The sequence below is a fragment of the Desulfurobacterium pacificum genome (assembly GCF_900182835.1).
In the GTDB taxonomy this organism is placed as follows: Bacteria; Aquificota; Aquificia; order Desulfurobacteriales; family Desulfurobacteriaceae; genus Desulfurobacterium_B; species Desulfurobacterium_B pacificum.
The window spans coordinates 109448-135294 of sequence record NZ_FXUB01000004.1 but is presented as its reverse complement, the minus strand read 5'-3'; the positions used below and the strand labels follow the sequence as shown (position 1 = coordinate 135294).

The following is a 25847-nucleotide window of genomic DNA, read 5'->3' as shown; positions in this document are numbered from 1 at the left end:
AAGCTTATTCGTGTCCTGTTCGCTATGCTTTCTAAGGGTCAGTGCTTTCAGCATCCTGCTCAGGCTCCGTGTTTAATTTCTGATAGTTGACTCCTCTCAAGTATGCAACCTTGAAAGGATTCTACCAGAAATTTTCTTCTATTAATCTAACCCTGTTAAAAGAAGGTAGGTAGAGTTTTAAAATTTCAGAAAATTCCCTATTTATTCTTTTCTTCCAGCGGTTTAGAGAGATTTCAAATCCTGAGGGTTTCTTTGGTTTAAACAGAAGTTTCATCCCCGCTTCTTGAGGCGTTCTGCCACCTTTCTTCTGGTTGCAGGATATGCAGCAGGTTACTAAGTTTTCCCAGCGCCACTGTCCTCCTCTGCTTTTTGGGATTACGTGGTCTATTGTAATTTCGTTGTCTTTTAGAACTCTGCCGCAGTATGCGCACCTAAAGTTGTCTCTTGTGAATACTGCTCTTCGGGTTGGTGAAATGGTTTGCCAGTGTTTTGAGAGAACAGGTATGCGGATTACTAAGGGAGCTGGATAGGATTTTGAAGGGGAATGAAGGTAGATTGTAGTGTAATGTTCTAAAACTTCGCACCTGTTCAGCAGTTCAAGGAGGAAGGCTTTTTTATGGGAAAATACGGCTACCGGAAGGTATCTGAGGTCAAGCACTAATGTAGGGTGTAGAACCATTCTATTCCCTGATAAGGTTGTTCCATTTTATCATAGAGGGGTTTATATGGAGAGGCTGGTTGAGATTTTGAGGGAGTTTTCTCCTGAGGAGATAAACGAAATAGAGAGGAACGACAGACAGTTTAAAGCTCTTGAAAGGTTGTATGAGCGTTTTAAGGAAAGGGAAGAGGAGTTTTACAGGTTAGTTCTGATTAACGCTCTTATGTCTTATCAGTTGCAGATGAAAGGGGAAGAGTATTGGGAGAAGTTTGCTGAATTCTTCTCTAACAGTAAAGGTATGGAGGATTTTGAGGAGTTTTTGAAGCGTTTTAACAGAAGGTTTTTGTCTGCGAAGCTGAAGAGATTGAAAAAGGCAATTGATTGTGTTTCGCAGATAAAGGTGGAGCAGGTTAGAGACGCTGGACAGTTGGTTGAAGAGCTCGCAAAGTGTATGGGACAGAGGAAGGATAGTAAAACAATAGTGTTTGCTGTTAAGATGTTGAATTACGCTGTAAAAGTGGCGGAAGGTGACGAGCTTGAAGGATTGGAGGAAATCGCTATACCTCTGGATTCTCGTATAGGAAGGATTTCTAAAGATAGAGACTTCTGGAGAAAACTTTCGGAAAAGACGGGGATTCTGCAGATTAAACTTGATGCTATTTTCTGGATTTGTCAGAACGAAGAGCACTTGAAGTCTTTGCCTGAAGAACTACGGATGAAACTTGAGAAAGTAAGAGAGAGGATTTTTGGGTAAATCTGTTCTAAAATTTAGTGCGCAATTTTTTGGGAGGCGGTTAGATGTCTACACTTGCGATTATAGGAACTCAATGGGGCGATGAAGGAAAGGGAAAGATAGTTGATATTCTGTCTGAAAAGGCAGATTACATCGTTCGTTTTCAGGGCGGAAACAACGCAGGACATACGGTTGTTATAGATGGTGTTAAATACGTTCTTCACCTTCTTCCTTCGGGAATTCTGCACGAGGGTAAGAAGTGCGTTTTAGGGAACGGGATGGTTATAGACCTTGAGGGGCTTTTGAATGAAATTGAGTTTGTGAAGAGAGTTGGGAAGGAGGTGGATGGGAGGATTTTTGTTAGTGAGCGTGCGCATTTAATTATGCCTTACCATAAAGAGCTTGATGCTGCATCTGAAAGGCTTAAGGGGAACAGTTCTATAGGAACTACCTTGAAGGGAATAGGACCTGCTTACAGAGATAAGGCGGGAAGGGTTGGTATAAGGATAGCTGACCTGCGAGATGAGGAAAATTTTAAAGAGAAGTTGAAATGGAATTTGAGAGAGAAGGAACTTACGCTCAAGCACGTTTACGGTTATGATGTTTCTTTCAATTTTGATGAGATTTACTCTCACGTAATGAGAACTTATGAGAAAGTGGAATCTTTCGTTTGTGATACTGTTACCCTTCTTAATAAGGCTATAGATAGAGGGGATAACGTTCTCTTTGAAGGGGCACAGGCGACGTTACTTGATATAGACGTTGGAACTTATCCTTTTGTTACTTCGTCTAATTCGTCCTCTCTTGGAATTTCATCCGGGGCAGGTATAAGTCCAAAGAAGGTAGATAAAATTTACGGAATTGCGAAGGCTTACACCACAAGGGTTGGTGGTGGTCCTTTTCCCACAGAGCTAAAGGATAGTATGGGTGAGCTTTTGAGGGCGAGAGGGCACGAATACGGCGCTACAACAGGAAGACCTCGAAGGTGCGGATGGCTTGACCTTTTCGCCTTAAAGTTTTCAAAGATGGTTAACGACCTTGACGGGCTTATTGTTACAAAGCTTGACGTCTTGGATGAATTTTCAGAGATAAAGGTTTGTGTTGGTTATGAGATTGATGGTGAGGTGATGGATTCATTCCCTTCAACGGCTAAAGAGCTTTCAAAAGTTAAGCCGATTTATGAGACGCTGCCGGGCTGGAAGGAGAAGACCACGCACATAAATAGATATGAGGATTTGCCTGAAAACGCGAGAAGGTTTATAGAGTTTATAGCCGACTACCTTGAAGTTGAGATACCTATGATTTCTACAGGTCCTCAGAGAAACGAAACTATAGAGGTTTGCAAAATCTGGTAGTAAGTGATAAATTTGCCTCTCGCAGTTTCTCTATTTACAGGAGGTAGAAATGGCAAGGTGTGAAATATGCGGAAAGACTACGATTTTTATTAACAAGGTGAGCCACTCCCACAGAGTAACGAGCAAAAGACAGAAGGCAAACCTTCAAAAAGTGAGAGCTATCGTTAACGGAGAGAAAAAGAGAATCTGGGTTTGCACCAAGTGTCTTAAAGCCGGAAAGGTTCAAAAGGCTATATAAGGGGGGATTTCCTTCTCCCCTTTACGAAAAACCTTTGTATCAACTCTCTCCTTTTTGAAGGAGATACGGCGCACGGCGTAAGCCGTTGAAAAGAAAAACCTACAGAATAGATTATAAGCTGTGGAACAGGTAAAAGCCGAAAAGATAAGAAACACCTTAAAGCAAACGAGAGAAAAGAGAAAACACCAAGTTCCCCGTGTCTATCAGGTCAAACTTCAAAACCTGTCTGCAAGAGACAGAGAAACGTTAGACAGTTTATTCCTTGAAGCGAAATGGTTATACAACTATGTAATTGCGGACATAGAAAACAGACTAACGCCAGATGTCTGGAAGCTCAAAGAAGTAGAAGTAAAAACGCCAGAAGGATTTGAGAAGCGGGAAATAAAACAGCTATCCTCACAAATGAGACAGGGAATAGTAGAAAGAATAAGAAGAAACCTCACTTCCCTCAAAAAAGCAAAAGAGAAAGGAATTAAGGTAGGAAAGCTCTCATTCAAAAGCGAAGTAAGAAGCATACCATTAAAACAGTATGGAATAACCTATAAAATCTCAAAAGACAAAAACAGAGTAAAAATACAGGGAATAGGAAAGAAGTTCAGAGTATTGGGACTTCACCAGATACCTGAAGATGCAGAACTTGCAGAAGCACACCTTATAAAGAAACCCTCTGGATACTACCTACACATAGTTTGCTACCTGCCGAAAGAAAAGGTTATGAGAGAAATCAAAGAAAAGCAGGTAAACCAACCCATCGGAATAGATTTAGGCGTTAAACACCAGCTAACCCTATCAAACGGAGAGAAAATAAGCTGGTATATACCCGAAACAAAGAGGCTCATAAGACTTCAAAAATCCTTATCCCGAAAGAAGAAAGGAAGCAGGAACTACTGGAAAACAAAACAGCTAATCAGAAGAGAATGGGAATACATCAACAACAAGAGGAAAGACGTTCAGAACAAAGCAGTAAGCCACCTTAAAAGATTCTCATTTATAGCAATTCAGGACGATTCAATCAAAAGCTGGAAAGAGGGGTATTTTGGAAAGCAAATACAGAACACAGGGATAGGAGGAATAATTGCAAGGCTGAGAACCCTTGCGACTCTTATTCCCGTGTTCTTTGTGGATAGATATGAACCTACCACTCAAACCTGTTCTTTCTGCGGGCATAAGCAGAAAATCTCTCTATCAGAGAGGACTTTCAAGTGTCAAAACTGTGGTAGAGAAATAGACAGGGACGTGAACTCTGCAAGGAACATACTCAAAACAGTGTTAGAACGGTTGGCAGACCCGTTAAAGTCTGCCCTACCCGTGGACTGCGGGGAAGTTAAGCCTGTGGAGTGGGCGTTAAGCCTACGATGAAGCAGGAAGCTCCTTACTTTAGTGAGGGGAGGAAGTCACGCTAATGAGTTAAGTATATCTGAAACTTCTTTTCCAACTAAATTTACGCTTGAGCTGTTAATTCCTTTTGCTAAATACCTTATAAATCCATATTTGTCTATTATTACCAGGGAAGGAATTTCTAATTTATCAAGTTTGCTCTTAAACTGTTTGTAAACGTAGCTGTCTGCTGTTAGGTGTATTTTGTTCAACCCCATCTCTCTCTTGAACCTTTTGAGAACGGCGAAGTCGGCGTCGTTAACGTCAATGACAATCACCGTTGTGTCTTTCTCTTTCTGGGCAACCTGTTTCAGCTGATATATAAGAGATTCCGATACTGGTGAATAAACGTTGTTGACAAAGGCAATTACTACTTTTTTACCGTTCAGGTCGGCAAGGGAAATCTTCTTTAAATCTGCCGTTCTTACCGTGAAATCGGGGGCTAACAGCTTTCGGACTTCTACTTTGTAAGGTTTCATATTCTTCTTTTTCGGCGCTATTTTAGGGACGGGAACGTTTTTTGGCATTTCTCTTCTTTTGGGCAGGTGTTTGGGAATGAGGATATACCAGTCTGCCTGTGCTGTTGAGAAACAAATGAGTATAATCAAAAGGGATAGCCTTAAGATACCCAAGATTTAAGAACCTCCTCCGGCTTTTCGCTTCTCATTAGCGTTTCTCCTATTAGAAAGGCATCAACGCCTGTGTTTTTCAATTTGATTATATCTTCTTTACCTTTAATTCCGCTTTCGCTTACCAAAATTTTGTTTTCAGATTTTATGAGGGGTAAGAGTTTTAGCGTTGTTTCAAGTGAAACGTTAAAGGTTTTCAGGTCTCTGTTGTTTACGCCGATTATTTCAGCTCCGCACTTTAGAGCTTTCTCTACTTCTTCTTCTGAGTGGGTTTCTACTAAAGGTTCCATTCCTAATTCTCTTCCTAAGTCTATAAAGTCCTTTAGCTGGCTTTCGTCTAATATTGCGGCAATTAGTAGAAAAGAAGATGCGCCTAAAGCCTTTGCGCCGTATATCTGAAATTCATCTATTATGAAGTCCTTTCTTAAAACGGGAAGATTTACAGCTTCTGCTACCTGGCGCAGGTAAAAGGGGGAACCCTGAAAAAACTTTTTATCAGTTAAGACAGAAATAGCTTTTGCCCCTCCTTTTTCGTAACTCTTGGCTATCTCTACCGGATCAAAGTTTTCTTTTATTATCCCTTTTGAGGGAGAAGCTTTTTTGACTTCAGCTATGATGTTTATTCCTTCTCCGGAAATTGCCTTTTTAAAATCAAAGGGAACGTTCATTTTTTCTGCTTCTTCGCGCAAAACGTTGAGGTTAAACTTCTTTTTCTGTTCTTCTATTTCTATTTTTTTGTATTCAACGATTCTTTCCAGTATGTTCATTTTTTCTTCCTCTTTCTGTTTCTTATTTGTTCTGCCTTTCCTTCAAGGTTGAGCTGTTTCGCCCTTGCTATTGCGAGGGTGTTTTCTGGAACGTCTTTTGTTATCACAGAACCGGCGGCTGTTATTGAGTTGTCTCCTACTTTTACAGGTGCTACAAACAAAGTGTTGCTTCCCACAAATACGTTTCTGCCGATTTCTGTTCGCCACTTGTTGAAGCCGTCGTAGTTGCAGGTGATTGTTCCTGCGCCGACGTTTGTATTTTCTCCTACGTGGCAGTCTCCTAAATAAGAAAGGTGGTTTGCTTTTACGCCTTTTTCAAGGTGGGCGTTTTTCGTTTCAACGAACGTTCCTACTTTTGCGCCTTCTTCGAGAACTGTTCCTGGGCGGAGTTTTGCGAAAGGTCCTGCACAAGAGCCTTCTTTTAAGATGCTTCCTTTTATCCAGCAGTGTGATTCAACTTCAACGTTGTTCTCCAGGACAGAGTCTTCTATTTCTGTGAATGCTCCAATGCGGCAGTTTTCGCCTATTTTCGTTTTTCCTTTTATGTAAACGGGTGCAAAGATTTCTGTATCCTTTCCTATTTCAACTTCCGGTTCTATGTAGGCAGAGTGGGGGTTGTGAATTGTTACGCCTTTGAGCTGTAACTCTTTTACGATTCTTTCTTTCATTATCTCTTCGGCTTTTGAAAGCTCGTGGCGGTTGTTTACTCCCATAACTGATTCAAAATCTTCTGTAAAGACGGGAACGATGGAATAGCCTTTCTTTTTGAACACTTTAAGGACATCGGGCAAGTAGTATTCCTTCTGGGCGTTGTTGTTATCTATTTCTTTGAGGGCTGAAAAGAGTTTTTGTGCGTCAAAAGCGTAAATGCCGGTGTTTATCTCTTTAATTTCTTTTTCTTCTGGCGTTGCGTCTTTTTCTTCAACGATTTTGAGGATTTCTCCGCCGTCTCTGATTACCCTACCGTATCCTGTTGGGTTTTCCGTTCTTGAAGTGAGGACTGCCATGTCCCCTTCTGTTTCGGCTAACGCTTTTATGTCTTCGGCGTTTATGAGGGGCGTGTCGCCGTTTATGACTACAACTTTTCCTTTGTAGTTTTTGAGAAGTTCCTCTGCGCACATTACGGCGTGGCCGGTACCGAGTTGCTCTTTTTGATAGACCGTTTTAACTCCGGGGAAGTTTTCTTTTAAGAACTCTTCTACCAACTCTTTTTTGTGTCCTACTACTGTGACGATTTCTTCTGCACCGCTCCTTAAAGCTGCCTTTATGACGAACCAGAGTATTGGCTTTCCTAATATTTTGTGAAGAACTTTTGGTAGTTCTGATTTAAAGCGCGTTCCCTTTCCTGCTGCTAAAATGATTACTTTAAATCCCATCGCTTCTCCTACTTTACTTTTTTGAATACAGCCTGGGTAAACGATAGATAGTCTTTTATTATCTCTGCGTGGTCAAATACGATTTTTTCAAAGGGTATTTCGCTGTAGGAGAATATTTTAGCTGTTTTTGCGTCGTCTGAGCCTTTGGGTTCTCCTCTTGCCACGCATTCAAAAACTACTGAGACAGTATGTCTGCGGGGGTCTCTTTTTGGGTCTGAATAGACTCTAAACTGGCGGATTATTACGACGTCAAGACCTGTTTCTTCTTTCATCTCTCTTATTACGGCGTGTTCTACTGTTTCTCCAACGTCAACGAAACCGCCGGGAAGGGCAAGACCTACCGGCGGATACTTTCTCTTTATGAGGACGATGCCTTTCCAGTTTCCGTTTTCGTCCTGAACGTTGATTATTCCGTCAACCGTTAAAAGGGGCGTTTCGGGGTTAAACATTTTAGTCTCCTCCGAAGATTCCTTGAAGCATTCTTTCCATAAGGTTTTTTTCCTGCTGTTTTTCTGCTTCCTTTCTGAGGTCAAAGTTTTTGCCTTTTGCATCTACTAAAACGGCGCTGACGCTTCCTATGGCTACCTGGGCTTCTATTTTTATGGGGATGTGGCGTTTATCTGCGGTAAACCAAAAAACGACTTTACCGGTTCTTTTAAAAGCGCCTTCTGGCGAGAGATTGTTTGAGGGGATTACCTTGTAGGCTTCTAACTTTCCCATTAGCGTGTCAATTTTCTGCTTGGCGACGACTTTGAAGCTTACGTTCTGGAACTTTCCGCCGGCAAAGAGCGGAAAGATGGTTTCTTCGCCGACTTTGAATATGCCGTATTTGCGGAAGAAGAATGTGGCGGTTACAAGGTCTTCAAAGGGTTTGACGGGGATTTTTATGAGCTTTTTCTGGATTTTGCCGGTGGTGGGGTGGATTTTCTCGTAGGTGACTGTTCCGTTATCAAGGTCGTAGATGTAAACTTTTTTCCTTATGTAGTGTCCTTCTTTCTGAACGATAACTGTCTTTACCGGACATAACGTTTTAGGGTTCCAGACAGAGTAACCAGAGTCTTCAATCTTTTTAAACCACGCTGCAACGCCGGCAGTGGATACGCTACCGTAGAATTTGTATAGTCCATCTGGTAGCTTCTCTGCCCTTGATTCTGAGTCTGCTACGTGGAAGATTGTCCAGTATAGGCGGTATTTGAGAACCTCGCCGTCAAAGTCGTAGTTTGATGGGTTTTTAGAAATTTTCAGTTCTGGCTTATATGCGGCGTAAGCGCTAAACGATAAACATAGCGTCGCCGTAACTGTAAAACCTATAACCTTTTTCAACAGCTTCTTTGTAAGCATTTAGTATCCTCTCTCTTCCTGCGAAAGCGCTTACTAACATTATTAGCGTTGAGCGTGGCAGGTGAAAGTTCGTTATTAAAGCGTCTATTACCTTAAATTTGTAGCCCGGATATATGAAAAGATTTGTGCTGCCTTCTCCTGCCTTTACTTTACCTGTTTCGTCTGCTGCGCTTTCCAATGTTCTTACTACAGTTGTTCCTACTGCTATTACTCTTCTGTCTTCCTCTTTTGCCCTGTTAATTTCTTCTGCCGTATCTTCAGGGACGTTGTAGGTTTCGTAGTCCATTTTGTGTTCTTCTACATTTTCCACTTTAACGGGTTTAAACGTTCCGGGACCGACGTGAAGTGTTACGTTCTTTATTATAACGCCCATGTCTGAGATTTTTTTGAGTAGTTCTTCTGTGAAATGCAATCCTGCAGTTGGGGCTGCCACTGCGCCCTCTTTTGAGGCAAAAACGGTTTGATACTTTTCTCTGTCTTCGGGGGTTTCTTCCCTTTCTATGTAAGGGGGCAGGGGGATGTGCCCGATTTCTGAGAGCTTTTCCATGAAGTCTTTGTTTGATTTTAGGGTGAATTTGATGAAGCGTTTACCTTCTTCGCTGTAACCTGTAACTGTTCCTTCTAACTCTTCGTCGTAGATTATTTTTTTGCCGGGCTTTAGCTTTCTTGACGGGCGTGCCATGACTTCCCACTCGCCGGGTTTTACCTGACGGACTAAGAGCGTTTCTACTTTGCCGCCTGTTTCAAGTCTGCCGAACAGCCTTGCAGGGATTACTTTTGTATCGTTAATGACCAATACGTCGCCAGGTGTCAGGTATTCAACTATGTCGCGGAATATTCTGTGTTCTATCTTGCCAGTATCTCTGTGCAGCACTAAAAGTCGGGATGAGTCTCTTGGTTCTGCTGGGAATTTTGCTATGAGTTCTTCGGGCAGGTGGTAGTCAAAATCGCTAACTTTCAAAGCCGTCTCCTCTGTCTGATTTTGATAGAAAATTTAAGGTAAAATCCACTGAAAACAAACATTGGACGAGGAAAAAATGCTTCAGCTTGAAGATATTAAAAAGCTGTCTGAAAAGGGCTACAACCTGTTTCCGCTTACAAAGAGTTTTTTGGCTGACCTTGATACGCCACTTTCTGCGTTTTTGAAGTTAAGAAAACTGAAAGCAAACATGCTGCTTGAGAGCGTTGAGGGCGGAGAGAAGTGGGGTAGATTTTCAATAATAGGTCTTGGCAGGGTTGTAACGGTTAAAAGTAAAGAGAGGACGGTTGAGGTTAACAATTTGGGCAGAATAGAGGTGAGAGAGTTTGACGAAGACCCTTTGGAGGTGCTTGAAGAGGTTTTTGGGGAGTTCAAGCCGTATAAGATTGATGGTTTGCCGAAGGTGTGGGGGGGATTTTTTGGTTATCTATCTTACGATGTTGTGAAATTTTTTGAGCCGAAAGTCAGGGTAAGAGAAGATAAAGAAGATTCTTACCTTTACGATATGGTCTTTTCAATACCTGAGGCGCTTGTCGTATTTGACAACGTTACGCACAGGATAACGCTTATAACTTACGTTTTGACTCATAAAAGGGAGATAGCAAGCGAGTATAAGAGGGCTTTAAGCTTGATGGAAGCTATAGAAGATTGTCTGAAGTGCGGAAGTGCAGAAGAACCAGGTAGGAAGTTTGAAACGGAGGGTTCTTCTGACTGGAACGTTAACTTTAGCAATGAAGAGTTTATGGAGGCGGTGGAGAGGGCTAAAGAGTATATAAGGGCAGGAGACATAATACAGGTGGTTCTTTCAAGAAGGTTTGAAAAGTTCTTTTACGGCGAGCCACTTGCACTTTACAGGGCTCTCAGGCATATAAACCCTTCACCTTATATGTATTTTCTGGATTACGAGGATTTTCAGGTTGTAGGTGCTTCCCCCGAAGTTTTGGTAAGGGTTGAAGATGGAAAAATTGAAACGAGACCGATTGCCGGAACGAGGAGGAGAGGAAGAACTATTGAGGAAGATAAAGCTCTGGAAGAAGAACTCTTGAACGATGAGAAAGAAAGGGCAGAACATATTATGCTTGTTGACCTTGCAAGGAACGATGTGGGAAGAGTGGCTGAAACAGGAACGGTGAAAGTAACCGACTTAATGGTTATAGAGAGGTATTCTCACGTCATGCATATAGTATCCAACGTGGTTGGTAAGTTGAGAAGCGATAAATCGGTTTTTGATGTTCTGAGGAGTTGCTTTCCTGCTGGGACGGTTTCGGGTGCGCCAAAGGTGAGGGCGATGCAGATAATTGATGAGATGGAGCCTTCGGAAAGAGGCGTTTACGCCGGCGCCGTTGGGTATTTCTCTTTTGACGGCAACATGGATACAGCCATAGCAATAAGAACGGCAATTGTGAGGAGAAATAAAGTTTATGTTCAAGCAGGTGCTGGAATAGTTGCTGATTCCGTTCCTGAGCTTGAAGCAAAGGAAACTGTCAATAAGGCAAAGGCGCTCTTTAAAGCTGTTGAGCTTGCTGAGAAAGGATTGATAATCTGAAGGGGTAAAGATGAAGCTTTATGACTTAGAAGCTGAGTATTCTGTTTTGGGTTCAATGATTGTTCAGCCTTCCTTCGTTTTTAAGGGTATAGAGCTTTTAAAACCTGATGACTTTTTCCGTCAGGAACACAGGGTTTTCTTTAAATTTATAAGAGATTTGGTTGCTGAAGGGTATACGGAAGCGAAGTTTAACGAGATATCGTTTAAGGATGAGCTTGTTAAGAGAAATCTGCTTGATAAGGTAGGAGGGGAGGAGCATCTTTCTTTGCTTATTGAATTTGCCCTTGATAGTTTTGAGAAGTTTGAGTCTGCCTGTAGCGTTGTAAAGGATAAAGCTCTTTTAAGAAAAATTCTTGACGTTGCAAAGTTCGTTAACGAGAAAATAGAGGAAATGCCCGACCCTGACCTTTTGATAGACCAGCTTGAGAAGAAAGTGTTTTCTCTTTCTGAAGAAAAGATAACCAATACTCTTGTTCACGTTGGTGAAATTATTCCTGAAATAGTTAAAAAGGTTGAAGAACTTGCTGCCAGAAGGGAAATGGTAACCGGTATTCCTACCGGGTTTTACGAGCTTGATAGAATGACTTCGGGACTTCACGAGTCCGACTTAGTTATCATAGCTGCAAGACCTTCAATGGGTAAAACGGCGTTTGCTCTTTCTATTGCCTATAACGTTGCTGTTAAAGAAGGAAGGAGCGTTGCGTTTTTCTCTCTGGAGATGTCAAAGGAGCAGATAGTTACAAGGTTAATCTCTCAGGATTCCAAAATTCCTCTGCACAACATAAGAACGGGATACTTGAGACCTCACGAGATTGATGCTTTCCTTGAATCTGCCGACAGGATAAAGGAAGCGCCGCTTTACATAGACGATACGCCGGGTATTTCCATTTTGGAAATGAGAGCAAAGGCAAGGAGGCTTAAAGCGGAAAAAGGACTTGACCTTGTTGTTGTTGACTACCTGCAACTTATGAGGGGAATAAAGAGAACGGAAAGCAGACAGCAGGAAGTTTCCGAAATATCAAGGTCTTTGAAGGCGCTTGCAAAGGAGTTGAATGTTCCGGTTATAGCTCTTTCTCAGCTTTCAAGACAGGTTGAACACAGAGCTGATAAGAGACCACAGCTTTCTGATTTAAGAGAGAGCGGTTGTTTGACAGGAGATACTTTAATCATAGATGCTGATACGGGAAAAAGAATTCCCATAAAAGAACTTGTGGGAAAGAGCTTTAATACTATTGCTTTAGATGCAGATTTAAAGCTTAAAAAGTTCAGGGTTACGAGAGTTTTTCCATCTGGCAGGAAGAAGGTGTTTTTGCTTAAAACTCGTTCAGGTAGAGAGATAAAGGCGAGTGCCAACCATCCGTTTTTGAAAGTTTCTGGATGGGTAAGGTTAGATGAACTCAAAGTGGGGGATAAGATAGCTGTTCCTTGTAGTTCTTCCATTGATGCAGGTATTTTGTGGGATGAAGTTGTAGAGATAAAAGAGCTTGGAGTAGAAGAGGTTTACGATATGACAGTTCCTGAAGTTCATAACTTTGTTGCTAACGATGTGATTGTTCATAACAGCATTGAGCAAGATGCGGACGTTGTTATGTTTATCCATAGACCGGAAGTTTATAAGAAAAATCCCGACCCGGAAGAGCAGGGAATGGCTGAAATAATAGTTGCAAAGCAGAGGAACGGTCCTACAGGGACGATTCCGCTTGCATTTATAAAGGAATTTGCAAGGTTTGAAAACGTTGAGGGGAAAGGTTTCGTTCAGGAAGAGATGAAAAGGGAGGCAGAGGAAACGCAGGCTTTCGTTCAGGAAGAGGAACCTGTTATAGATGAGGGAATTGAGGACTTTAACTTTGAAGATGCTGATGACTACGGATTTGATTTTTGAGAATTAAATGGCAAAGTAGACAGAACCGTCGCGTTTTATCAGTCCGTTGATTTCCATTTCAATCAGCAGTAGAGAAAGTTGAGTTATTTCTAAGTTTAAAGAGTCTGCAATTTGGTCTATTGTTTTTCCGCCGTTTTTCAGAAGGTTGTAGATAGGAGTGAACTTTTCGGGGATTTTTCTTTGGTTTTCTTTTGGTTTTAGATACGGCAATTCTTCAAATATCGTCTCAAAAGAGATTAGCGGAACGGCACCGTCTTTTATGAGTTTGTTCGTTCCTGCGCTGTAGGGTGAATCTATGTTGCCCGGCACGGCGAAAACGGTTTTGCCCTGTTCAAGGGCGTAGTTCACCGTAATATTCGTTCCGCTTTTTTCTTTAGCTTCAACAACGATAACAGCTTCTGAGAGTCCGCTTATTATCCTGTTTCTGCGGGGGAAGTGTTCTTTCGCAGGTTTTGTTCCTGGAGGAAATTCGCTGACAATAGCGCCACCTTCCTGAAGAATCTTTTCCGCAAGGTTTCTATTTGAAAAAGGATAGATAAGGTCAACGCCGCTACCTAAAACAGCGACTGCTGTGCCTTTGGCATCAACGACGCCTTTGTGGCTTTGGGCGTCTATACCTAATGCGAGTCCACTGATTACGGGGATTTCTGCTTCTGCCAAGAATCTTCCTAACTTGTAGGCTGTTCTTCTACCGTAAGATGAACATTTGCGTGACCCTATAACGGCTACTGAAGGTCTTGAAGGTAAAGTTCCTTTAACGTAAAGAACGATAGGTGGTTGTGCGATTTCTTTTAGCTGTGAAGGGTATTCGAGGGATGATAATGGTATTGCGTTAATTTCCTTCTCTTCACAGGACTTTAGCAGTTTTTCGGCTTCTTCAATTTCATTGGATACGTTTAGTTTTTCCCCTTTTACTGCTTCGGTTAAACTACCGTAGGTTTTTAGTAATTTCAAGCAGGTTGCTCCACCGATTCCTTTCTTCAGGGATAGCGCTACTGCTGTCAGGGTTTCTTCGTTCATTTCAACCTTATTGCAGAAAGATTTCTCTTATCAGTTTTTTCAAGACGATATGAGAAGAAGCGGTCGTTGTTGCAGACGGTGCACAGGTTAATGGATTCTATTGAAGGGACGCCTGCAGCTTTCAATTGTTTCAGGTTAGCTTTTTTCAGGTCAAACAGGTATTTATTGTTGCCTACAGGAGTGAAGCAATCTGCGTAACGAGGGTAAAACTGTTCGTAAACGTCTTCACCTACTTCGTAGCACTTGCCGCAGATGGAGACGCCTAATATGGCTTTTTTGATGGGTGAAAATTCGTTGATGTATTTTACCGTTGAGTAGGTTATTCCTTTGAGAGTTCCGCGCCAGCCTGCATGAACGATACCAACAACGTTTTCTCCAATCAAGAATACGGGTAAACAGTCTGCTGTAAGAATGCCTATCCATAGGTTTTTATTATCTGTGACCAGGGCGTCTGCCTGAGGAACGTGTTCGGTGTGTTTTCCAACAAAAGCTATACGTGCGCTGTGAATCTGAAAGGGTTTTATGACAGGAATGCCGTTTATTTCCGTTATTTCTCTGCCGTTTTTCGGTTTTTCGCTTATAAAGATTTCGTAATTCATAGTGGTAGAATTCTATCATGGTGAGATTGAAGGTTTCTGTGAAGGTGGAAAGACGAAAGGGGAAACCGATATATACGGAATCACCTGACGTCCTGTTTAAAAGGTTTGTTCGGGAAGTTGATAGAGTTGTTTCTTCTCTTGATAGGTCAAGGAAAAGTAATAGAGTTCTTTCTGAATTTTTAAGAGAAGAAAAAAGTGTAATAGAGGAACTTGATAGGGTTTTTAGTCGTATGGATAAAAATCCCCTTTTTCAGAGAAAAAAGGTTTGTGATGTCTTTTACAGGATTTTTCAAAGGCTTAGATGGGCTGAGGAAGCGGGCAGTGAAAGGGAAATAGAGCTGAGAGGCTGGGTTCTTTCTTCTCTTGATTTGTTGTTAGAAGTTTTTGGGAGAGAGCATGGTTGAGGTTGAAGGCAGATGGATTTTGCAGGAAGTTTTCGTCCATCCTGATGTGGGGAATGGAAAAGTGTCTGGCGTTTTGAATGTTGAGGTGTTTTCTGATTTTAAGAAGGAAGAAGATTTAAAGAAGGTGGTTGTTGAAGTAGTGGGGGGAATTTTTGAGGATGGAAGGCAGATAGCCAACGTTAGGTTTGTGAACGTTTCAAAGTTTGAGTTTAAGGGTAAGAAGGCAGTTTTGTTGAAGAGAGTAGTTAATGATAAGGTAAAGGAATTGCTTTCGTTTCTACCGATGTATTTAGTTAAGAGCGGTATTTTTATAGAGGGTATGGAAGTTGAAGTGTAGCTGCAGGAAGGCGGAGAAGATATCTTCCTTGAGAAAGGATGAAGTTAAGGAGTTGGTTGCTTTCTTGAAGAGGTTTCCAGAAGTTGCGAATTTGGTTCTTGAGCTTGTTAACAGTTTCAGACCTACTGAGAGTGAAGATAAGAGGTGGAAGAGGGTTTTTCTGGCGATTAAGGATATGGTTTCCTTTTCAGAGCTACCTTTAATTGAGATAGAAAGGTTGCTGGATTTGCTTGAAAGGTTTTTTGTTAAAGGGAGTGACAAGAGGAGGGGGGATTTTTTGGAGGTTCTGGTGTCGGAAACAGGTCCTTTCTTCTTTAATGAGCGGAGTAGAAGGTTAAATCAGTGCAGGCTTTTTAAGGGTAGGAAAAAAATTTCTGATAAAGAGATAGATGTTGCTTTTGTTTCAAGGAACTTTATGGAACTTCACGAATGTAAATCAAACATGATAAGGCAGTGGCGAGACCCGTTGACGGCGAGGAATAAAAGGGGTAAGAAGTTAATATTTATGGATAGCTTGGTAGATGTTTGCGGTGATGAGAGAAAAGTTTTTCCCTGCTGCACAGGTTTTGAGGGAAAGTTAGCGGTAAGGTATTTGGAGAAGCTTTTCGAGTCTTACGGGTTTAATAATGTTAGAGTTGTTGGGAGGGAGAAGATAACAGGAGGTTTAGTTGATAGAAAGACCCAAAAATCTTGATGAGTTTTTAGGACAGGAGAGGGTAAAGAAAGTTTTAAAAGTTGCTATAGAGTCTGCTAAAAGGAGAGGAGAACCGCTTGACCACGTTTTGTTTTACGGACCGCCTGGAACGGGAAAGACGACGCTCGCAACGATAATAGCTGAAGAATTGGGAAAAGAAATAAAGATAATTTCCGCGCCGATGATAGAGAGGAAAGGGGATATTGTCGCTGTTATTATGTCTTTAAATGAGGGGGACGTTCTTTTTATAGATGAGATTCACAGGCTCAACAGGGCTATTGAGGAAACGCTTTATACGGCTATGGAGGATTTCAGGATAGATATAGTGTCAGGAGCGGGGAGGGGAAGAGCTGTTTCTATTGAGCTTCCTAAGTTCACGTTGGTGGGGGCAACTACAAGACTCAACCTTTTAACGCCGCCTTTTCGTTCAAGGTTTGGAATGGTTTGCAGGCTGGAACTTTATTCTGTTGATGAGCTAAAGGTTATCGCTGAAAATAACTTTAAAAAACTTGACTTGAAGGTTACAGAAGAGGGGTTGTTGAAGATAGCTAAAAGTTCAAGGGGGACGCCGCGGATATTGAATCAACTTATTAAGAGGGTGAGAGATTATGCGGTTGTTCACGGATGGAAAGAGGTGGACGGAGAAAAAGTAGATTTCATATTGAAAGAACTTGGGATAGATGAATTCGGGCTTGATAGTCTTGATAGAAAGATACTGAGGACGATTGCGGAAGTTTTTAAAGGTGGACCTGTAGGTTTAAATACGCTTGCTGCTGTTTTAAAGGAGGATGTTGATACGATAGAGAACGTGCATGAGCCGTATTTGGTGGAGGGGGGATTTTTGATTAGAACACCGAGAGGAAGAAAGATAACAGATAAGGGAATTTTGGCTATTGGAAAGAAAATTTATTCACTTTTTTAATTTTTGATTAATTCAAATTTAAACTTGAAAGTTCAAATCTTATAAGTTAAGATAGAGTGTATTCATTTAAATTTAAATGAATCAATTTTGGAGGTTGAAGCGATGAGGAGAAAATGGCAGTATACGCTAACTTTGAGTTCGTTGATTTTAACGGGGTTAGTGGCATCAGCTTATGGTCATGATCCTGTAGATTTGAAAGACATTAACGGAAATATTATTACGTTGAACTGCACTGATAATGTAACCATAGGGGGAGTTACTTACTGCGCTGGGCAGCCTGTTAGTTGGGAAGCCACTTGTGGTGCATGTCATACCGATGTTACTGGTGATGTAAGTGGTGGAGTAAAGGAACCAGGTCCTATTCACGCTGCCTATCACATCGGTCGTGGCTGGGAAGATATGTCGGATGATTTTGGTGCTAAAAGGGTGCTTGAAGGAAAAGATTGGAGAAAGTTTATAAGGTCATTTGGTGATGATGGGGCTTGGTGACCTCCTTCCTACCGCCAGTTGGCGGCTAAGAATCCTTCAGAAGATCCGGGTCTTACATACTTTGGTCATGAGGCAAAGCCTGAGTATGATTTTGACTTAGGAACGCCTGATAAAGCTTTTACATGTGCTTCCTGTCACTCCGGTGGAATTTTGGAGTTTGATAGGAAAACGGGAGTTCGTCACGATATAGAAGAGAGTTGGGATAACGATACTGATGGAACAGGATTTTTCTCCAACGCCACTTATAGTGATGAAGAGGTAGATGGGGATTTGTTCTCATATACTCCAGATGAGTATGCGAGAGGATATACAGGAAAACCCCATAAATTTAACTGGAAGAAAAGTGGTGTTCTTGATGTAGATTGTTTCCTCTGCCATGCTGATAGACAAGTGGGTTCTTCAGATGATATGTCTGTTCGTTCTGGAATGTGGTATGCGGATAATCCAACACCAGCAAATCCAAGAGTTTTTGTTTTTGAAAAAAAGGATGCTGATGGGAATGTAGTAGAGATATCTTTAGGTTTTCCGCCTTCTTTGAATGCGACAGAGATTGCTGATAACTATACAATAGATTCAGCTAACTTTTACTCTAATCCGTTGGGAAGGATTGTTAGTCTTTATTATGGTCCAGATATAGTGAATTGTTTGAGTAACATTAATGCTACTGAAAACTTAAATTTAAGAATTTTAGTTGCTGAAGAGCTTACTGAGTATATAAAGAGAGGAATGTTATCTAATGCTACTGCTTATTTTGATGGTTTGATAAATCTTAGAATTTATAATCCTGAGGATAATTCAACTATTTGTACATTCAATGCAACTACAGCACCTGATTTGGGTAATTTCACCAGAACGTTTTTCCTAGACCCTGGTGCGCCGAACTTTTCAGCGAGAGATTATTTAAGAAATGCTTTCTATGAATCAGCAACTGAAGGTCAGCCTTATGTCGATTCGGGAATGTTCTTAAGAATTACGACTATGAGTAATAATTTTACTTATGATCCGACCAATTCTACTGTTCCTTTCGTCAGGCTTGCAAGGGCTGGATTTTTCTTTGGCTGGGCAGATAGTGGAACGTTAATGGGAGTATCTTTAAAAGGCGCTATAAATAGTGACAATGAAACACTTTCTTACTATCCACTTGCTTTTGTGAGGCTTGAGAAACAATCAGATGGAACGTTTAAGGCTGTTACTTATTACGCCAAATTAGCAGAAAGCGGAGACGATAGTGGTGAGAAAGTGTTAAAAGTGAATCTTCCTATTTTAGAAACAGGACCTAAGACGGGAGGACACTATACTCTTTGTTCAGCTGATAGTAGTGATGAAGACGGAGTGGCTAAAATACAACCTACGGTAAATAAAGATGATGCTTTGACTTATATGTGTGCCCAGTGTCATTTTGCCATGCCAGATGAGAAAAATGTTTGGCCTAATCCTTTATATGGAACCCCTATGTATAATCAACTTCCTCCGATTCTTCAGAAGCAAGCATTTCCTTCCTGGTATGTCCGTCGTGGCATTATAGGAATGGGAGCAGATGTTGTTAAAAGAGGCGCAGTATTTAGTAGAGAAAGTGAGGATGATAACTCTACAGCTCCAATTGCTATAGATTCTAACGGTGAAATAGCCAATTCTACAGTTGTAAATGGTATTTCTTCTACCGAAGGTTTACCTATAGGTTATGATGTTCACTTTGATAAAGATAAGGGAGATTTGTCTTGTCTTTCTTGTCACGGGCAGGACAACTTGAGTGAAGAAGAAAAAGCTTATCATAACCCGCATAATTTCTTGAAAGGTAATGACCCGGCAGGTGAAGTTGACCCAGCTCTTGATTACAATCCTTCGCTTCAGACTTGTGTTAAGTGTCACTGGGGTTCTGAAGCAGCAGCGGCAACAGCACATGAGCCCTTCTTTATGAAGGTTGATGGAGAGAATACAGCTTATATTCACTTGCAAAAAATTGAATGCCAAGTGTGCCATATTCCTTACAAGACTTACTGGACATTTAGATTCTTCAATGATTTAGTTGGTTATTCTAATAACTTTGATAACAGATTTAGGACTTTCAATAGCGATGGAACTATTCAGCAGTTCCCACCAGAATGGGCAATTCCTGCATTTGCTCCGACTTACGGTGTTAACTTTGCCTATACAATTACTCAGACTACTGATAATGGTGGTGATGTAGTTGTTCCTATGACGATGATAGATATGGATCCTTATAGAGCTTTAATGAGGTGGAATGACAATGGAACCATGTTTGGAATGTGGGCTACTGGTGCGAATCCTTTAATGAAGCCTTATTTATTCCCGTATAGATGGGCACCAGTAATTGTTAAACGCTATACGATAGATGATAATGGGAATCAGGTTCTAAGAGCAGGGTTGATTAACCCGATAATTGTTGCTACGTGGATGGATGCTTCTACAAACAGGGTTCTTTACATTAGAGAACTGAATGCTGCGGTTGAAGGATTTCCTTTAACTCCTTCTGGTGGTTCAACTATTGATCCGGAAAATGATAACCAAACTAAAGAAGTTCCTGGCTTAATTGTAGATAACAATACAGGAAAGGTTTGTGTTAAGTTAATTAATAATAGTTTTGTATGCGATGATGATGGTGATATGGTTCCTGAGATTGACACAGAAACTGAATATGAAGCTATGAAGGATGCGTTAAAACAGGTTCTTGAATCGGAGGGTGAAAAGGATCCAAATCCGGTTATGTTTATTGGAATGGCGCCGTTTGGTATAGACCATGGGGTTCTTCCTGCAGGCTATGCATTGGGTTCTCATGGATTAGATGATAAACCTCTTTCCTGTAAAGCCTGCCATAGTGATGATCCTTCAAAGAGCAGATTGAGCCCTGAAGTATACAGTGGAGATGCTACTAAGGGTAGATTTATTACTTTAGTTCCATTTGGGTTGCCATCAGAAGCGATAGAAGATGCTAAGAAGTATGGTGGCTGGAAGTTACCTTTTGATTTGGAAACAAAAACAATTAATGGGAAAACAGTTATGGGCGCAACGCAAGGTGCGTTCATGAACTTTGTTTCTGTTCCTGTTGAGAGTAAGGAGTATGTGGCTTATGCTTTAGCAACTCCTGGTAAGTCTGATTCTGTAATGGTTAATGATGTAACTATTTCCTATCCGGCTGGAAGTGTGGATACTCCTACTTTAATAAAAGTTGAAAAAGTAGAGGATGGCGCGATAGAAGAATCTTTACTTGATGCTGCTAAGTCGTTAGGAGTTCAAACTCCTGTGATTGCGGGAGGGATTTATAGAATTGAAACTAAGGATAATAGATTTAACCTTCCAGTCACTTTTACACTTCCGTATAGTGTGTTTAAGGTAACTGGTAAAGTCTTACTGTTGAAGAGTGAAGATGGTAAACACTGGAGCGTGATAACTTCTCAAGTTATTGATCCTCAATCTCCAAACCCATATATATCTTTTTCAACAACTGAATTAAGTTATTTTGCTGTTGTAGGTCCTGCATCTACTGAAGTTTCTTCAATAACTGTTCCAGAGATTGAAATAAGCAATGTAACAGATAACCAGGTACAAATGAGTGTTTCTCTGCCTGGTATAGGAGAAAGAGAAATAACGGTGAGCGTGGAAGGAGCATCTATTCCATCGGTAACTTCTATAATCACTAATTCTACGTCAATAGAGGAGTTTGCCAAAGATAACAAGCTTTCTGTTATTCTTGTTCCTCCAGTAGAGCTTGAGCCAGATACAAATGCTACGTCTATTACAGTAAATTTTGAGAACGTTCCTCTTCAAGTAGCTGGAGATGTCGAACCTATTGCTGTGAGGGATGGTGAAAAATTGCCTTATAAAATAGTTTCTAAAGAAGAATCTGCATTAACGGTTTCTTTTGATTTATCTTCAAGAAATCTGACTCGTGGAACCTCCACTATTACAGTGGCGCTTGGTATTCCGTCATCAAGTTATATAACAACTTCAACTAATACTGCTTCTGGTGGTGGAGGAGGATGTTCTCTTGCACCTGCAACAACTGCTTCTTCTGGACTGGCATCCTTTGGAGCTATGCTGTCTGGATTGTTGGGACTCATGTTTGGCAGAAGGAGAAAGAAAAAGCAATAGTTGAAATTTAGATGGTAATGTAAGGGGGCTTATTAAGCCCCCTTTTTTATTTTAATGGCTGAAGATTGCCATTATGTATACGGCAAATGCAAGCGCAAAGAGAAGGAGGATTAGATACCATACTGCTTTAAATATGGTTTTTGAACGATTTTCTTCTTTACTTTTTTCTCTGTAGTAGTCTCTGTCGTAAATTCCCATTTTAATCCCTCTTATAGATAGTTCCTGTTGGCAGGTCTTCCAAAGTTATTTCTAACTCTTTTAAACGGTCTCTTATCCTGTCTGCAACATCAAATAGTTTTCTTTTTCTCATTTCGCTTCTGACTTCTATGAGAAGTTTTATCAATTCGTCTTCTATTTGATTGGATTTTTCTTTCTCAAGTTTGAAGCCTAAAGTTTTTAGAGCTTCTTTTACGAGACTCAAGCTATCTAAGATGAATGATTTTCCAGCTTTACTGATTTTCCTGTTTTTGACAGCTTTGTCTTTTAGTGTGTTGGCTTCCTTTACCAGTTCAAACAAAATACCTAACGCTTTTGCTGTATTGAAATCGTCGTCCATTGCTTCTTCAAAGGCTTTTCTGTATTTGGATACTTGAGGTGTGGAAGTGGTTTCTTCTGATTCAGGTAAGGATTCAACTATGTTTTTGCTTTCTAAGAAATTCTGGATTCTTTTAAGGCTTCGTGAAGCGTCTTCAAGTCTTTCAAAGGAAAAATCTATAGGGCTTCTGTAATGGGTGGATAGCAGGAAAAATCTGAGAACGTCGGGATTAAACTTTTCAAGGATTTCCTTGATTGTGAAGAAGTTTCCTAAAGATTTGCTCATCTTTTCTTTGTTTACCATTACAAAACCGTTGTGAATCCAAAAGCGGGCAAACGGTTTACCTGTGTAGCTTTCCGATTGTGCTATTTCGTTTTCGTGATGGGGAAAAATCAGGTCAAGCCCACCGCCGTGTATATCCATCGTTTCGCCTAAGTATTTCATTGCCATTGCAGAGCATTCTATATGCCAGCCCGGTCTTCCAATTCCCCAGGGAGATTCCCAGCCAGGTTCACCTTCTTTTGAACGTTTCCAAAGGGCAAAGTCAAGTGGGTCTTCCTTATTCTCGCCGGGTTCTATCCTTGCACCTGCCAGCAGTTCTTCAATCTTCCTCTTTGATAACTTTCCGTATTCGGGGAATTTTTTGACTCTGAAGTAAACGTCTCCGCCCGATTCGTAGGCGTAACCTTTCTCTATAAGACCTTGAATTAGTTCTATGATTTCTCTTATGTGCTCTGTTACCTTAGGTTTGAATGTCGGTTCTTTAACGTTGAGTGCTTTCATATCTTCTTCGTAAGAGGTGATGTATTTGGCAGCAACTTCGTTCCAGGGGATACCTTCCTCTTTTGAACGTTTTATTATTTTATCGTCAACGTCAGTATAGTTTCTTACGTATATTACCTTGTAACCTTTGTATTCAAACCATCTTCTTATAACGTCAAAGACAACGGCGCTTCTTGCGTGTCCTATGTGTGCGTGGTCGTAAACGGTGGGACCGCAGACGTACATTTTTACCGTGTTTTCTTCTAACGGTTTGAACTCTTGCTTTTCGCCTGTCAGGGTATCAAAAACTTTCATTTTGCACCTCTCATTCTTTTTTCCATCTGTAGCGGTATAGTCTAACTTTTATACCGCCGTTGGAAAAGTTTGTTATCCCTTCTACGTTTTCTGAAACCGATTTTGCAAAGTTTACCTTATCGGTTATGAAGTAAGCTTCGCATTCTGAGAAGTTGTTTCTTATCCAATCGCCTAAATGGACGTATAAAAGCTTTGTTCTGTGTGTTTTTAGTCTTTCCCCGTAAGGTGGATTTGTAATTACTGTTGCTTTTTCAATTGGTAGTGGGGGAAAGGAAGCTTGCTTGAATTCTATGTATTTTGAAACACCGGCAGCTTCGGCATTTTCTTCTGCTGCTTTTATGGCTTCAGGGTCTATGTCAAATCCCAATATGGGAATAGTGATTTCTTTTCTTTTGCTTTCTGCTTCTTTTTTTATCTCTTCCCACAAGGTGAGGTCAAAGTTTTTCCATTTCATAAAGGCAAAGGTTCTGTTTATTCCTGGCGGGATATTGGCAGCTAAGAGAGCTGCTTCTATGGGGATAGTTCCAGAGCCGCAAAAAGGGTCTATTAAAGGCGTTTCTTTATTCCAGTTTGAGAGTATAATCATTGCTGCTGCTATGTTTTCCCTTATAGGGGCTTCTGTTTCTACTACTCTGTAGCCTCTTTTGTGAAGCATAGCGCCGGAAGTGTTTATGCTTATAGTGCAGATGTCGTTTTCAAAGCGAACAATTACGCTCGTTCCTTCGTCTTCATACTTGGCTGTTTTTGGTTGAAATCCTAACTTTTCTGCAATGGCTTTTAGAATGCGTTCTTCTATTGCTTTTGTGTGGTAGAGTTTGGATTTCTTTGAAGTTACCCTCACTTTTATGGGTAATTCAGGGGTTATATAGTTTTCCCAGTTGCACTTTGCTGCTTTTCGCACTAATTCGCCGAAGTGTTTTGCACGGAAAGAGCAGAGCCTCAGCAGGATTCTGTTTGCCGTTCTTAACCACAAGTTTGTTAGATAAATTTCTCTTAGGTCGCCTTCAAACTCAACGCCGCCGGGAACGAGATTTCCGTCTATGTTCAGTTCTTTCAGTTCTCTGTAGGTGGCTTTTTCAAGTCCTGGCTGAGCAACGGCGAACAATTTCATTGCAGTTCTCTCTTTATTTCATCGGCTAAAGTTTTAAGAGCGTTTCCGCGCAGTTGTGAAGTAACTCTTTCTTTGAGAGTTTTTAACATCGTTTCTCTATTTTCTATAACGTTTGCGAACGATTTCTGAATTTTGTCTTTTCTGGCGTCACTCTGTAAAAGTTCAGGAACGATTTTTTCACCAGCAATTATGTTGGGTAGTGAAACGAAAGGAACTTTTACAACTCTTTTAGCTATAAGGTAGGTGAGCGGGTTGAGTTTGTAAAGAACTACGTGGGGAAGCCCGGCGATTGCTGCTTCTAAAGAGGCAGTTCCTGAAGCTATTATGCCTGCTTCTGAATGAAAGAGGAGGTTGTACCTTTCGCTTTCAGGTAGTAACAGAACGTCAGGTTTTATTTTTTTAACTGTTTCTTCTATCTGCTTTCTGTTTACCGATGAAGCTACGGGTATTGCGAACGTTCCTTTTAAATTTTTGACGGCTTCTAACATTGGTTTTAAGAGGTAATTTATCTCTGTCTGTCTGCTTCCGGGCAGCAGGGCGTAGAGGGGCGGTTTGATGGAAAACTCTCTGTAGAACGCTTCTTTTTCTTTTGATGGTTTGACTATATCGACTAATGGGTTGCCTACATAGGTTACGTTCATTCCCCATTTTCTGTAAAAGTCAACTTCAAATGGGAATATGACAAACATTCTGTCAACGTTTTTCTTGACTTTTTTTACTCTACCTTCTCCCCAAGCCCAGAATTTTGGCGATATGAAATAAAGAACTTTGATGCCGATGTTTTTCGCTATCTCTGCAATTTTGAGGTTGAAGCCTGGAAAATCCACCAACAAAACCGCATCCACCTTCTCTTTCTTCAAAAAATCAGCAATTTCCCCTTTCGCTTTTATGAGAGATGGTAGTTTCAACAGAGACTCAAAAAGCCCGAAGGCTATCAACTCTTTTGAATCTATTACTCTCTCTGCGCCGGGTATATCGTCTAAAAACGCTCCGTATATTTTGAATTCATCCTTTAAATACGGAATGAGAGCTTTTGCGTAGTTAAACGCCGACAGCTCTCCGGTAACGATGAAAATCTTCTTCACTGTTAATCCTGCTTAAATGAGGTTAAGGAAATTTTCTATTATTTTTATGCCATCTTCTGTAAGTATAGATTCCGGATGAAACTGAACGCCGTAAATGGGAAGTTTTTTATGCTTTATCCCCATTATCTCTCTGTCGTCTTCGCTCTCTGCCGTTATTTCAAAAACTTCCGGGAGCGTTTCTCTTTCTATTACAAGCGAGTGATAGCGAATGGCGGAAAAGGGGTTTTTCATTCCTTCAAAAAGGTCTTTTTCGTTGTGAATTATATTTGAAGCCTTGCCGTGCATGAGCTTTTTTGCTCTGACGATTTTCGCACCGAAAGCGTATCCTATTGATTGGTGACCGAGGCAGATGCCGAATATGGGGATTTTGCCTGCAAAGTGTTTTATAGCTTCAACGGATATTCCCGCCTCTTTTGGAGTGCAGGGTCCCGGTGATATTACGAGAGCTTCAGGCTTCTTCTTTTCTATTTCATCTATCGTTATCTTATCGTTCCGATAAACTTCAATGTCTGCACCTAACTTTCCGAAATACTGAACTACGTTGTAGGTGAAGGAATCGTAGTTGTCTATCATCAAAATCATC

26 protein-coding genes are annotated in these 25847 nt (G+C 41.0%); 12 read left to right on the top strand and 14 right to left on the bottom strand.

Features of this window, described 5'->3' with window-relative positions:
- Positions 1–121: 121 nt before the first annotated feature.
- On the bottom strand, positions 122–679 hold the full coding sequence (locus QOL23_RS07265; protein WP_283400923.1) for an HNH endonuclease: 558 nt from the start codon (positions 677–679) through the stop codon (positions 122–124).
- A 46-nt stretch (positions 680–725) separates the two neighbouring features.
- Between QOL23_RS07265 and QOL23_RS07260 the strand changes: the two genes are divergently transcribed.
- From QOL23_RS07260 to QOL23_RS07245, 4 genes are all read left to right on the top strand, one after another.
- Positions 726–1412, top strand: a complete 687-nt coding sequence (locus tag QOL23_RS07260; RefSeq protein ID WP_283400922.1) for an N-glycosylase/DNA lyase — start codon at positions 726–728, stop codon at positions 1410–1412.
- A 44-nt stretch (positions 1413–1456) separates the two neighbouring features.
- On the top strand, positions 1457–2746 hold the full coding sequence (locus tag QOL23_RS07255) for an adenylosuccinate synthase (protein WP_283400921.1): 1290 nt from the start codon (positions 1457–1459) through the stop codon (positions 2744–2746).
- 49 nt (positions 2747–2795) lie between these two features.
- A complete protein-coding gene (gene rpmB, locus QOL23_RS07250) occupies positions 2796–2984 on the top strand; it encodes a 50S ribosomal protein L28 (RefSeq protein WP_283400920.1) in 189 nt (62 codons plus the stop codon).
- A 120-nt stretch (positions 2985–3104) separates the two neighbouring features.
- Positions 3105–4343 carry an RNA-guided endonuclease InsQ/TnpB family protein gene (locus QOL23_RS07245; protein WP_283400919.1) on the top strand — a complete coding sequence of 413 codons (1239 nt, stop codon included), beginning with the start codon at positions 3105–3107 and terminating at the stop codon, positions 4341–4343.
- Positions 4344–4378: 35 nt separating this feature from the next.
- Here the strand turns inward: QOL23_RS07245 and QOL23_RS07240 are convergent, their stop codons facing one another.
- The 6 genes from QOL23_RS07240 to queA are packed head-to-tail and all read right to left on the bottom strand — an operon-like array spanning position 4379 to position 9435.
- Positions 4379–4993 (bottom strand): redoxin domain-containing protein, encoded by a 615-nt coding sequence (locus QOL23_RS07240; RefSeq protein WP_283400918.1) that lies wholly within the window; start codon positions 4991–4993, stop codon positions 4379–4381.
- Positions 4981–5757 carry an indole-3-glycerol phosphate synthase TrpC gene (gene trpC / locus QOL23_RS07235; protein WP_283400917.1) on the bottom strand — a complete coding sequence of 259 codons (777 nt, stop codon included), beginning with the start codon at positions 5755–5757 and terminating at the stop codon, positions 4981–4983. The genes QOL23_RS07240 and trpC overlap by 13 nt, the downstream gene beginning before the upstream one ends.
- The gene (gene glmU, locus QOL23_RS07230) at positions 5754–7133 is read right to left on the bottom strand and encodes a bifunctional UDP-N-acetylglucosamine diphosphorylase/glucosamine-1-phosphate N-acetyltransferase GlmU (RefSeq protein WP_283400916.1); all 1380 of its coding nucleotides are present in this window, start codon (positions 7131–7133) and stop codon (positions 5754–5756) included. Before glmU ends, trpC begins: the two co-directional genes overlap by 4 nt.
- Positions 7134–7141: 8 nt before the next feature.
- Complete coding sequence (locus tag QOL23_RS07225) at positions 7142–7582, bottom strand: NUDIX hydrolase (RefSeq protein WP_283400915.1); 441 nt, start codon at positions 7580–7582, stop codon at positions 7142–7144.
- Between the two features lies 1 nt (position 7583).
- Positions 7584–8474 (bottom strand): DUF3108 domain-containing protein, encoded by an 891-nt coding sequence (locus QOL23_RS07220; RefSeq protein ID WP_283400914.1) that lies wholly within the window; start codon positions 8472–8474, stop codon positions 7584–7586.
- Positions 8404–9435: a tRNA preQ1(34) S-adenosylmethionine ribosyltransferase-isomerase QueA gene (queA, locus tag QOL23_RS07215; RefSeq protein ID WP_283400913.1), complete on the bottom strand. Its 1032-nt coding sequence runs from the start codon at positions 9433–9435 to the stop codon at positions 8404–8406. The genes QOL23_RS07220 and queA overlap by 71 nt, the downstream gene beginning before the upstream one ends.
- Positions 9436–9511: 76 nt before the next feature.
- On the opposite strand from queA, the gene trpE reads away from it, so the two are divergent.
- Both trpE and dnaB read left to right on the top strand, forming a co-directional pair.
- Positions 9512–10999: an anthranilate synthase component I gene (gene trpE / locus QOL23_RS07210; protein ID WP_283400912.1), complete on the top strand. Its 1488-nt coding sequence runs from the start codon at positions 9512–9514 to the stop codon at positions 10997–10999.
- Positions 11000–11009: 10 nt separating this feature from the next.
- A complete protein-coding gene (gene dnaB, locus QOL23_RS07205; RefSeq protein ID WP_283400911.1) occupies positions 11010–12881 on the top strand; it encodes a replicative DNA helicase in 1872 nt (623 codons plus the stop codon).
- Positions 12882–12884: 3 nt separating this feature from the next.
- Here the strand turns inward: dnaB and dprA are convergent, their stop codons facing one another.
- Entirely contained in the window at positions 12885–13901 is a 1017-nt protein-coding gene (gene dprA, locus QOL23_RS07200; RefSeq protein ID WP_283400910.1) for a DNA-processing protein DprA, read from the bottom strand.
- Complete coding sequence (pgeF, locus tag QOL23_RS07195) at positions 13898–14500, bottom strand: peptidoglycan editing factor PgeF (protein WP_283400909.1); 603 nt, start codon at positions 14498–14500, stop codon at positions 13898–13900. The genes dprA and pgeF overlap by 4 nt, the downstream gene beginning before the upstream one ends.
- Before the next feature lie 17 nt (positions 14501–14517).
- On the opposite strand from pgeF, the gene QOL23_RS07190 reads away from it, so the two are divergent.
- From QOL23_RS07190 to QOL23_RS07165, 6 genes are all read left to right on the top strand, one after another.
- Positions 14518–14904: a hypothetical protein gene (locus tag QOL23_RS07190; RefSeq protein WP_283400908.1), complete on the top strand. Its 387-nt coding sequence runs from the start codon at positions 14518–14520 to the stop codon at positions 14902–14904.
- Positions 14897–15241, top strand: coding sequence for a hypothetical protein (locus QOL23_RS07185; protein ID WP_283400907.1), 345 nt, complete (start codon positions 14897–14899; stop codon positions 15239–15241). Before QOL23_RS07190 ends, QOL23_RS07185 begins: the two co-directional genes overlap by 8 nt.
- A complete protein-coding gene (locus QOL23_RS07180) occupies positions 15231–15935 on the top strand; it encodes a hypothetical protein (RefSeq protein ID WP_283400906.1) in 705 nt (234 codons plus the stop codon). Before QOL23_RS07185 ends, QOL23_RS07180 begins: the two co-directional genes overlap by 11 nt.
- A complete protein-coding gene (gene ruvB, locus QOL23_RS07175) occupies positions 15910–16857 on the top strand; it encodes a Holliday junction branch migration DNA helicase RuvB (protein ID WP_283400905.1) in 948 nt (315 codons plus the stop codon). Before QOL23_RS07180 ends, ruvB begins: the two co-directional genes overlap by 26 nt.
- A 102-nt stretch (positions 16858–16959) precedes the next feature.
- On the top strand, positions 16960–17346 hold the full coding sequence (locus tag QOL23_RS07170) for a hypothetical protein (protein ID WP_283400904.1): 387 nt from the start codon (positions 16960–16962) through the stop codon (positions 17344–17346).
- A gap of 150 nt (positions 17347–17496) precedes the next feature.
- Complete coding sequence (locus QOL23_RS07165; protein WP_283400903.1) at positions 17497–21456, top strand: cytochrome c3 family protein; 3960 nt, start codon at positions 17497–17499, stop codon at positions 21454–21456.
- Between the two features lie 51 nt (positions 21457–21507).
- Here QOL23_RS07165 and QOL23_RS07160 read toward each other — a convergent pair whose 3' ends face one another.
- Genes QOL23_RS07160 through QOL23_RS07140 form a run of 5 tightly spaced genes read right to left on the bottom strand, consistent with a single transcriptional unit; the run spans position 21508 to position 25846 of the window.
- Positions 21508–21654, bottom strand: coding sequence for a hypothetical protein (locus tag QOL23_RS07160; protein ID WP_283400902.1), 147 nt, complete (start codon positions 21652–21654; stop codon positions 21508–21510).
- Between the two features lies 1 nt (position 21655).
- Complete coding sequence (gene cysS / locus QOL23_RS07155) at positions 21656–23068, bottom strand: cysteine--tRNA ligase (protein ID WP_283400901.1); 1413 nt, start codon at positions 23066–23068, stop codon at positions 21656–21658.
- 10 nt (positions 23069–23078) lie between these two features.
- A complete protein-coding gene (locus QOL23_RS07150; RefSeq protein WP_283400900.1) occupies positions 23079–24179 on the bottom strand; it encodes a THUMP domain-containing class I SAM-dependent RNA methyltransferase in 1101 nt (366 codons plus the stop codon).
- Positions 24176–25264, bottom strand: coding sequence for a lipid-A-disaccharide synthase (gene lpxB, locus QOL23_RS07145; RefSeq protein ID WP_283400899.1), 1089 nt, complete (start codon positions 25262–25264; stop codon positions 24176–24178). The genes QOL23_RS07150 and lpxB overlap by 4 nt, the downstream gene beginning before the upstream one ends.
- Positions 25265–25276: 12 nt before the next feature.
- Positions 25277–25846 (bottom strand): anthranilate synthase component II, encoded by a 570-nt coding sequence (locus QOL23_RS07140; RefSeq protein WP_283400898.1) that lies wholly within the window; start codon positions 25844–25846, stop codon positions 25277–25279.
- Position 25847 lies beyond the last annotated feature (1 nt).

Coding starts and splice junctions, on each gene's coding strand:
- QOL23_RS07190 (WP_283400908.1), top strand. CDS start 14,518: ATGGTGAGATTGAAGGTTTCTGTGAAGGTGGAAAGACGAAAGGGGAAA.
- dprA (WP_283400910.1), bottom strand. CDS start 13,901: ATGAACGAAGAAACCCTGACAGCAGTAGCGCTATCCCTGAAGAAAGGA.
- trpE (WP_283400912.1), top strand. CDS start 9,512: ATGCTTCAGCTTGAAGATATTAAAAAGCTGTCTGAAAAGGGCTACAAC.
- rpmB (WP_283400920.1), top strand. CDS start 2,796: ATGGCAAGGTGTGAAATATGCGGAAAGACTACGATTTTTATTAACAAG.
- QOL23_RS07260 (WP_283400922.1), top strand. CDS start 726: ATGGAGAGGCTGGTTGAGATTTTGAGGGAGTTTTCTCCTGAGGAGATA.
- QOL23_RS07255 (WP_283400921.1), top strand. CDS start 1,457: ATGTCTACACTTGCGATTATAGGAACTCAATGGGGCGATGAAGGAAAG.
- QOL23_RS07160 (WP_283400902.1), bottom strand. CDS start 21,654: ATGGGAATTTACGACAGAGACTACTACAGAGAAAAAAGTAAAGAAGAA.
- QOL23_RS07185 (WP_283400907.1), top strand. CDS start 14,897: ATGGTTGAGGTTGAAGGCAGATGGATTTTGCAGGAAGTTTTCGTCCAT.
- QOL23_RS07140 (WP_283400898.1), bottom strand. CDS start 25,846: ATGATTTTGATGATAGACAACTACGATTCCTTCACCTACAACGTAGTT.
- QOL23_RS07265 (WP_283400923.1), bottom strand. CDS start 679: ATGGTTCTACACCCTACATTAGTGCTTGACCTCAGATACCTTCCGGTA.
- glmU (WP_283400916.1), bottom strand. CDS start 7,133: ATGGGATTTAAAGTAATCATTTTAGCAGCAGGAAAGGGAACGCGCTTT.
- QOL23_RS07170 (WP_283400904.1), top strand. CDS start 16,960: ATGAGGAGAAAATGGCAGTATACGCTAACTTTGAGTTCGTTGATTTTA.
- dnaB (WP_283400911.1), top strand. CDS start 11,010: ATGAAGCTTTATGACTTAGAAGCTGAGTATTCTGTTTTGGGTTCAATG.
- trpC (WP_283400917.1), bottom strand. CDS start 5,757: ATGAACATACTGGAAAGAATCGTTGAATACAAAAAAATAGAAATAGAA.
- QOL23_RS07225 (WP_283400915.1), bottom strand. CDS start 7,582: ATGTTTAACCCCGAAACGCCCCTTTTAACGGTTGACGGAATAATCAAC.
- QOL23_RS07220 (WP_283400914.1), bottom strand. CDS start 8,474: ATGCTTACAAAGAAGCTGTTGAAAAAGGTTATAGGTTTTACAGTTACG.
- cysS (WP_283400901.1), bottom strand. CDS start 23,068: ATGAAAGTTTTTGATACCCTGACAGGCGAAAAGCAAGAGTTCAAACCG.
- pgeF (WP_283400909.1), bottom strand. CDS start 14,500: ATGAATTACGAAATCTTTATAAGCGAAAAACCGAAAAACGGCAGAGAA.
- QOL23_RS07150 (WP_283400900.1), bottom strand. CDS start 24,179: ATGAAATTGTTCGCCGTTGCTCAGCCAGGACTTGAAAAAGCCACCTAC.